The sequence below is a fragment of the Photorhabdus stackebrandtii genome (assembly GCF_011189495.1).
Classification (GTDB): Bacteria; Pseudomonadota; Gammaproteobacteria; order Enterobacterales; family Enterobacteriaceae; genus Photorhabdus; species Photorhabdus khanii.
Genome location: NZ_PUJV01000051.1, coordinates 1 through 8,295, shown reverse-complemented (window position 1 = coordinate 8,295; position 8,295 = coordinate 1). Strand labels below are relative to the sequence as shown.

The window sequence follows — 8,295 nt, the reverse complement described above, 5'->3', positions numbered from 1 at the left end:
CACAACGCGCTGCCCCTCGCCAGAAAGTCTATGTCGTTAAATATGCGGATGACTTCGTCATTTCCGGGAGTGCGAAAGAAGTACTGGAAGAACGGGTGAAACCTGCTGTAGCTGCCTTTCTCAGAGAACGGGGTCTGGAGCTCTCAGCAGAGAAAACCCGGATAACGCATATCGACGAGGGTTTTGATTTTCTCGGCTTCAACATACGCAAATACCGTGACAAGTTGCTGATAAAACCAGCAAAAAGCGCAGTCAAACGTATGCTGAGGAATATGCGAGAGCTGATCAAAACCAATGCAACCGCCAAAACGGAAAACCTGATCCGGCAACTCAACAGAAAGTTGAGAGGCTGGGCCAATTATTACCGTCATGTTGTGTCGAAAAAGACCTTTGCTTACGTTGACCATCAGGTGTTTCAGGCTCTGCTTATCTGGATAAATCGACGACATCCAAATAAATCAGCCCGATGGAAGCAAAAGCGTTATTTCCGTCGCCTTGGTTTACGTCAATGGACTTTCTTCTCGATGTTCAGAAATGTGAAGGGAGAACAGGGATATCTCGACCTGTTCTCAATGGCGAGTACCCCGATCGTCCGCCACATCAAGATCAGAGCCAATGCGACCCCTTATGATCCGACATACCGACAGTACTTTGAGCGTCGTGCGCGGATCAGATAGCCCGAAGCGGAGCATAAGGGAAGGGATTTATCCAGGAGTAAAACTCGTTGGGTTACCGGGTCATTATCAGGCCTTAGTAAGGCTTGAGCCGTGTGCGCTGAAAGGTGCACGCACGGTTCTTAGAGGGCTGGAGACAGGTAACTGTCTCTGGCTACTCTGCGAAAAACGCCACCGGCTCACATTAAGTGATAATGGGCTCGCATTTATCCAGCCCGGCCCGCAATCCATTTCGCCGGGCTCACAATAACTGCAAATGAAATTTAACTGCCAGCGTCTTTCTCCAATCCCACCCTTATAGCGCCTGTCCAGGCGAAATTATCCTGATTGCTGTATGATTTTCTTTGCAGCCTGAACGGCTGTACAACATAAACAGGAGAATATCATGAGCACATCGCTGTTCAGCAAAACCCCGACGGTCACGGTTCTCGATAACCGCGGCCTGACCGTGCGCGACATCGCGTACCATCGCCATCCCGGCTCCCCAGACGTTACCAGTGAGCGCATCACCCGCCATCAGTACGATGCCCGCGGCTTTCTGACGCAGAGCGCCGACCCGCGCATGCACGACGCCGGGCTGGCGAACTTCAGCTACCAGACCGACCTGACCGGCAACGTTCTGCGTTCACAGGGCGTGGATAATGGCATCACCGTGGCGCTGAACGATGCCGCCGGCCGGCCGTTTCTGGCGGTCAGCAACATCAGCACTGCCGGTGATGGCACAGAGGACAGAAGTCAGGCGGTGACCCGCAGCTGGCAGTATGAGGACTCAGAACTGCCGGGCCGCCCGCTGAGCATTACGGAACAGGCCACCGGGGAAGCCGCCCGCATCACGGAGCGCTTTGTTTATGCCGGTAACTCTGTTGAGGAGAAGGCCCTGAACCTCGCCGGGCTGTGCGTCAGCCACTACGACACGGCAGGCCTGACGCAGACCGACAGCGTGGCACTTACCGGCGTGCCGCTCTCCGTCACCCGCCGCCTGCTGAAGGACGCGGACAATCCTGACGCCGTGGCTGACTGGAAGGGGACAGACGCCTCCGTCTGGAACGACCTGCTTGATGCTGAAACATACACCACCCTGTCCACGGCTGACGCCACCGGGGTGATGCTGACCACCACGGATGCGAAGGGAAACCTGCAGCGGGTGGCCTACGACGTGGCGGGCCTGCTGTCGGGCAGTTGGCTGACGCTGAAGGGCGGAAAAGAACAGACTGTCGTGAAGTCCCTGACATACTCTGCCGCCGGGCAGAAGCTGCGCGAAGAGCACGGCAACGGCGTGGTGACCACCTACACGTATGAAGCAGAGACGCAGCGCCTGACTGGCATTAAAACGGAACGTCCGGCAGGACACGCCTCAGGTGCGAAGGTGCTGCAGGACCTGCGCTATGAGTATGACCCGGTGGGCAACGTCCTGAAAATAACCAGCGACGCCGAGGAGACCCGCTTCTGGCGCAACCAGAAAGTGGTGCCGGAAAATACGTACGCCTATGACAGTCTGTACCAGCTGGTCAGCGCCACCGGCCGCGAGATGGCAGGGGCCGGTCAGCAGGGCAGCAGCTTACCCTCCGCCACCGTTCCCCTCCCCACCGACAGCTCTGCGTTTACAAACTATATCCGTAGCTATACCTATGATGAAGGCGGCAATCTGACGCAAATCCGTCACAGTGCCCCCGCGACAAACAACAGTTACACCACAAACATCACCATAAGCGACCGCAGCAACCGGGGCGTGCTGAGCATGCTGACGGAAAATCCCTCCGACGTGGACGCGCTGTTCACGGCGGGCGGACAGCAGAGTCAGCTGCAGCCGGGGCAGAGTCTTGTCTGGACGCCGCGCAGCGAGCTGCTGAAGGTGACGCCGGTGGTGCGTGACGGCGGTACGGATGACCGCGAGAGCTACCGCTATGACGCGGGCAGCCAGCGCGTGCTGAAGGTCAGCGCACAGAAAACCGGTAACAGCGTGCAGACGCAGCGGGTGCTGTACCTGCCGGGTCTGGAGCTACGTACGACAAAAGCCGGCGATACGCTAACGGAAAGCCTGCAGGTGATTACCGCGGGCGAGGCGGGCCGTGCGCAGGTGCGGGTGCTGCACTGGGAGAGCGGTACGCCGGAGGGTGTCAGCAACGACCAGCTACGCTACAGCTATGACAACCTGACGGGCAGCAGCGGGCTGGAGCTGGACGGGGACGGAAACGTCATCAGCCTGGAAGAGTACTACCCGTATGGCGGAACGGCGTTGTGGACGGCCCGCAGCGCGGTGGAGGCGGAGTACAAAACCGTGCGTTACTCGGGCAAGGAGCGTGACGCAACGGGGCTGTACTACTACGGGTACCGGTACTACCAGCCGTGGGCGGGGCGGTGGCTGAGTGCGGACCCGGCGGGGACGGTGGACGGGCTGAACCTGTTCAGAATGGTGCGGAATAATCCGCTCACATTAAAGGATAACGATGGGCTAAAACCAATAAATGAAAATTTCAGAGAAAATAAAGGCGATCTGGTTTATGGGCTGGCTGCCCCCCGAGGAGCTTATATATCAACGGCAATAGGGCGCCCATTCATTCCAGACAATAAAGATGCACCTGCTTCAATTATTGATTTATATAACAATACGGTTTCTGGACAAGCCCTTCTTAGCGTTGATTTAAAAATACTGCAAGACTTCATTAAGTCACCAAAAAAACATGAAAAAAAACTAGCCCCCCCATCTAACATTAAAGAGTTGGTAAAAAAATCCAGGGATTATCCTCTGTGGGAGGATTATTTTCTGGTAGGGGAAAATAACCCCAAATTTAACATTGCATCCATATATAAAGAGGTCAGAAAAGATGCAGGAAAGACCCAGTATCATGAGTGGCATAGGGCGGGAGCACAAATGGCACCTAAGCTACTTTGGAAACGAGGGAGTAAGTTGGGTATTGAAATGGCGGCCAGCGGTGCTGGTAATAAAATCCATTTTGTTCTTGATGAACTGGATATATCAAATATTGTAAATAAGGAAGGCCCGGGGGGGCAATCTATAACGGCCAGTGAGTTACGTTATGCGTACAGAAATCGTGAAAGACTGACTGGAAATATACATTTTTACAAAAATAATGCTGAAACTGGCGCACCATGGGATACAAATGCTGAACTGTGGGCATCTTATCACCCCAAATCAAAGCATAAAGGAAATGAATCGACACACATAATGGCGCAAAGGAGAAATGGTAGTCTGTTCAGATCTATGAGAAAGGCTTTCTCGAGAAATTAATTCTCTAACATTTTCACTAATAATAGGCTCCTTCGCATAAGAAATGTGTAGGAGCCAATATAATCATTGGTTCGATCAACTTTTCTCAGCGTACACTAATTGAAAATGAAATTAGCTACCATCATGGAATTGATCGTCCCGTTTAAGTAGACTCAAAGAAGGCAATCCGGTGAGACAGTTTTTCTGTCTCATTAGGGTTGTTTTTCACTCATCCTGGTGTTACGTTTTCATCATCTAGAGTTAAACGAGACAGTTTTCATTATTATGGCACTTTACGGCTACGCCCGTGTTTCAACCAGCGACCAGGATCTGACCCTGCAGACACAAATTCTCCGCGCTGCCGGTTGTGAAATCATTCGTGCAGAAAAAGCCAGCGGAAACAGCCGGAATGGAAGGAGCGAGTTGCAGCTATTACTGGAGTTCCTGCGCCCCGGAGATACGTTGATGGTGACCCGCGTGGATCGCCTGGCCCGCAGCATTAAGGACCTGCAGGATATCGTGTATGCCCTGAATCAGCAGGGCGTAACGCTCAGGGCAACGGAACAGCCCGTGGACACGCGCTCGGCAGCAGGTAAAGCCTTCCTCGATATGCTGGGTGTTTTCGCTGAGTTTGAAACCAACCTGCGACGTGAACGCCAGATGGAAGGTATTGCCGCGGCGAAAGCGCGGGGCGTGTACCGGGGAAGGAAACCTTCCATAGATCCTGCTGAGGTATATCGTCTGTATACCACGGAGAAGATGGGGGCTACGGCCATCGCCCGTCAGCTCGGGATCGGGAGAGCGTCAGTGTACCGGGCGCTGGAAAATTATGAGCAGCCGGCGTAGCGCTATTCCGGCTGATTCTCTGTTGCAACTGCGGCAACGGCTCGATCGCCTGCCGCCAAAAAGCCCTGAACGGGCCACCCAGATTGCCGCTGCCGCTCAGTTGTATGGTATTTCAGTCACGACGGTCTATCGCGCTCTTCGTCTGGTTCTCAGACCACGCACAGCTCACCGCCGCGATCATGGCCAGCCACGGATACTCCCCCCATCTGAACTGGAACATTACTGTGAACTGATTGCCGCGCTAAAACTGCGAACGACGAATAAATCCGGTCGCCATCTGTCAACCGGGCGGGCAATACAGTTGCTGGAAGAGCACGGTGTGGAGACCGCTCAGGGATTGATAAAAAGTCCCAAAGGCTTGCTTAGTAAGCAGACCATCAATCGCTGGCTTTCCCGCTGGCGTCTCGACCAGCCCCGCCTGCTACGGGAGCCTCCTGCGGTGAGGTTTCAGGCTGAAAACAGCAATGACTGCTGGCAGTTTGATATGTCACCATCCGACCTCAAACATATCGAGCGGCCTGTCTGGGTTGACCCCACCCGTGGTGAACCCACGCTGATGCTGTTCAGCGTGGTGGATGACCGGAGTGGGGTTACCTACCAGGAATACCGGTGTGTGTATGGTGAGGATGCGGAGTCAGCGCTGCGTTTTCTCTTTAACGCCATGGCACCAAAAGCCAGGTCTGATTTTCCTTTCCAGGGCCGCCCGAAAATGCTGTACCTCGATAACGGACCAGTGGCCAAAAGCCATGTCTTCCAGAATGTGATGCAGTCCCTGAAAGTTGACTGGCTGACGCATACACCGGCAGGTAAGGATGGCAACCGGACGACGGCGCGGTCAAAAGGTAAAGTCGAGCGTCCTTTCAGGACCGTCAAAGAGGCGCATGAAACCCTGTACCATTTCCATAAGCCAGAGACGGAACTGCAGGCCAACGAATGGCTCTGGAACTATCTGAGTCGTTACAATGCGCAGCGTCACCGCAGCGAGAAACACTCCCGACTGGAGGACTGGCTGGCAAATATCCCCCAGGATGGCGTGAGAGATATGTGCAGCTGGGAACAATACTGTCGGTTCGCCCGGGAGCCTGAATCCCGCAGGGTGGGTGTTGATGCACGGGTAACGATAGACGGCACCTCATGGGAAGTTGAACCGGATATGGCGGGTGAAACCGTCATTCTGCTGTGGGGGCTGTTTGACGAAGAGATGTATGTGGAGTTTATCGGTGAAACATGGGGGCCTTATTATCCGGTGTCGGGGCCTGTGCCGCTACACCGTTACCGGACGTTCAGGCGTGGTAAAGCGGCTGAACGGGCCGATCGTATCCATGCTCTGGCCAGACAGCTGAACATCCCCATCAGCGCGTTGTCCGGCAGCGATCTCCGCATGGTCAGTGATGACACTCAGCAGCGCATTGATGAGTTGCCACATCAGCCCTTTGATGCCCGAAAATTTGAATACCACTTTCCCACCGTTATTGCGGCAAAACTGGCAATTGCCGACGATCTGGCCATACCGCTGGCCAGGATGTCGGATGAAGACCGGGCGTTTATCGACAATATTCTGACTGAGACGCTTAACCGTAGTGAAGTACTCGCCCGCATCAGAGACTATTTTCGTAACAGACAATCAGGAGAAGACCATGCGGGTTGAAGTGATGGAGCATTATGGACTGACGCAGTCTATTGAACAGGCGGGATATTATGAAACTGCCCACCATAAACAGTTGATGAAAGACATTAAAGGAGCGATACGCGAAGGACGACTGATAGCCGTCTGTGGCGTGGTCGGGAGTGGCAAAACGGTTACCCTGCGACGCCTGCAGCAGCAACTGATAGATGAAAACAAAATTATTGTCGCCCGCTCCCTGTCGGTGGACAAACACAGCGTCCGGCTTGCCACGCTGATTAACGCCCTGTTTTACGACCTGGCGCAGGATAAGCAGGTGCAGATCCCCAAACAGGGTGAACGCCGCGAGCGGGAACTGCAGGAGCTGGTCAAAAAAGGTAAGCGCCCGGTGGCACTGTTTGTTGATGAGGCGCATGACCTGAACGGTAATACACTGACGGGGCTCAAACGGCTGATGGAAGTGGTTGAAGACGGCGGTGGACGGCTGTCTGTCGTTCTGGCTGGTCACCCAAAACTGCGTAATGACCTGCGTCGTCCGACGATGGAGGAAATCGGTTATCGCACCGATATTTTTACGCTGGACGGCATCACCGGCAGCCAGCGCGAATATATCCAGTGGTTGCTGAAGACCAGCACCGGAAAGGGTAAGCCGGAAGATATTCTGACGACCGAAGCCGTTGACCTGCTGGCGATGAAACTTCGTACACCACTACAGGTCCAGTTGCACCTGACGCTGGCGATGGAAGCAGGATACCAGACAGGTGAAAAACCGATTACAGCCACGCTGGTTGAATCCGTTCTGTCACGTCAGCTGGATGATTTGGAACCGACACTCACGCGACATGGCTACCGGCTGAAAGATATGGTGGAGCAGTTCGATGCAAAACCTGCTGAAATCAGGGCATTATTTAACAATCAGTTAGACCCTGCCCGCACAGCCGAGCTACGCGACAGAATGCTGGCGGTCGGCCTGCCGATATGACGATGTCTATTTGCAGTTATTGTGAGCCCGGCGAAATGGATTGCGGGCCGGGCAGGATAAATGCGAGCCCATTATCACTTAATGTGAGTCGGTGGCGTTTTTCGCAGAGTAGCCAGAGACAGGTAACTGTCTCCAGCCCTCTAAGAACCGTGCGTGCGCCTTTCAGCGCACACGGCTCAAGCCTTACTAAGGCCTGATAATGACCCGGTAACCCAACGTGCTTTACTCCTGGATAAATCCCTTCCCTTATGCTCCGCTTCGGGCTATCTGATCCGCGCACGACGCTCAAAGTACTGTCGGTATGTCGGATCATAAGGGGTCGCATTGGCTCTGATCTTGATGTGGCGGACGATCGGGGTACTCGCCATTGAGAACAGGTCGAGATATCCCTGTTCTCCCTTCACATTTCTGAACATCGAGAAGAAAGTCCATTGACGTAAACCAAGGCGACGGAAATAACGCTTTTGCTTCCATCGGGCTGATTTGTTTGGATGTCGTCGATTTATCCAGATAAGCAGAGCCTGAAACACCTGATGGTCAACGTAAGCAAAGGTCTTTTTCGACACAACATGACGGTAATAATTGGCCCAGCCTCTCAACTTTCTGTTGAGTTGCCGGATCAGGTTTTCCGTTTTGGCGGTTGCATTGGTTTTGATCAGCTCTCGTATATTCCTCAGCATACGTTTGACTGCGCTTTTTGCTGGTTTTATCAGCAACTTGTCACGGTATTTGCGTATGTTGAAGCCGAGAAAATCAAAGCCCTCGTCGATATGCGTTATCCGGGTTTTCTCTGCTGAGAGCTCCAGACCCCGCTCTCTGAGAAAGGCAGCTACAGCAGGTTTCACCCGTTCTTCCAGTACTTCTTTCGAACTCCCGGAAATGACGAAATCATCCGCATATTTAACGACATAGACTTTCTGGCGAGGGGCAGCGCGTTGTG

Annotated in this window: 6 protein-coding genes; 5 read left to right on the top strand and 1 reads right to left on the bottom strand. The window is 53.8% G+C overall.

Translation table 11 applies throughout. From position 1 onward, the window contains the following. The 5 genes from C5470_RS20690 to C5470_RS20670 all read left to right on the top strand — a co-directional run. Positions 1-677: group II intron maturase-specific domain-containing protein (locus tag C5470_RS20690; RefSeq protein WP_242688246.1), on the top strand; the 677-nt coding region annotated here is incomplete at its 5' end. A gap of 382 nt (positions 678-1,059) precedes the next feature. Continuing rightward, positions 1,060-3,924 carry an RHS repeat-associated core domain-containing protein gene (locus tag C5470_RS20685; RefSeq protein WP_166291630.1) on the top strand — a complete coding sequence of 955 codons (2,865 nt, stop codon included), beginning with the start codon at positions 1,060-1,062 and terminating at the stop codon, positions 3,922-3,924. Between the two features lie 264 nt (positions 3,925-4,188). Continuing rightward, on the top strand, positions 4,189-4,749 hold the full coding sequence (locus tag C5470_RS20680) for a recombinase family protein (RefSeq protein ID WP_166291629.1): 561 nt from the start codon (positions 4,189-4,191) through the stop codon (positions 4,747-4,749). Beyond that, the gene (locus C5470_RS20675; protein WP_166291627.1) at positions 4,733-6,397 is read left to right on the top strand and encodes a DDE-type integrase/transposase/recombinase; all 1,665 of its coding nucleotides are present in this window, start codon (positions 4,733-4,735) and stop codon (positions 6,395-6,397) included. Before C5470_RS20680 ends, C5470_RS20675 begins: the two co-directional genes overlap by 17 nt. Beyond that, positions 6,330-7,355 carry an AAA family ATPase gene (locus tag C5470_RS20670; protein WP_166291625.1) on the top strand — a complete coding sequence of 342 codons (1,026 nt, stop codon included), beginning with the start codon at positions 6,330-6,332 and terminating at the stop codon, positions 7,353-7,355. Before C5470_RS20675 ends, C5470_RS20670 begins: the two co-directional genes overlap by 68 nt. Before the next feature lie 263 nt (positions 7,356-7,618). Here C5470_RS20670 and C5470_RS20665 read toward each other — a convergent pair. Further along, positions 7,619-8,295: group II intron maturase-specific domain-containing protein (locus C5470_RS20665; protein ID WP_242688244.1), on the bottom strand; the 677-nt coding region annotated here is incomplete at its 5' end.

Excerpts from the sequence above, each read along its gene's own strand:
- C5470_RS20675 (WP_166291627.1), top strand. The coding sequence starts at position 4,733 with ATGAGCAGCCGGCGTAGCGCTATTCCGGCTGATTCTCTGTTGCAACTG.
- C5470_RS20680 (WP_166291629.1), top strand. The coding sequence starts at position 4,189 with ATGGCACTTTACGGCTACGCCCGTGTTTCAACCAGCGACCAGGATCTG.
- C5470_RS20685 (WP_166291630.1), top strand. The coding sequence starts at position 1,060 with ATGAGCACATCGCTGTTCAGCAAAACCCCGACGGTCACGGTTCTCGAT.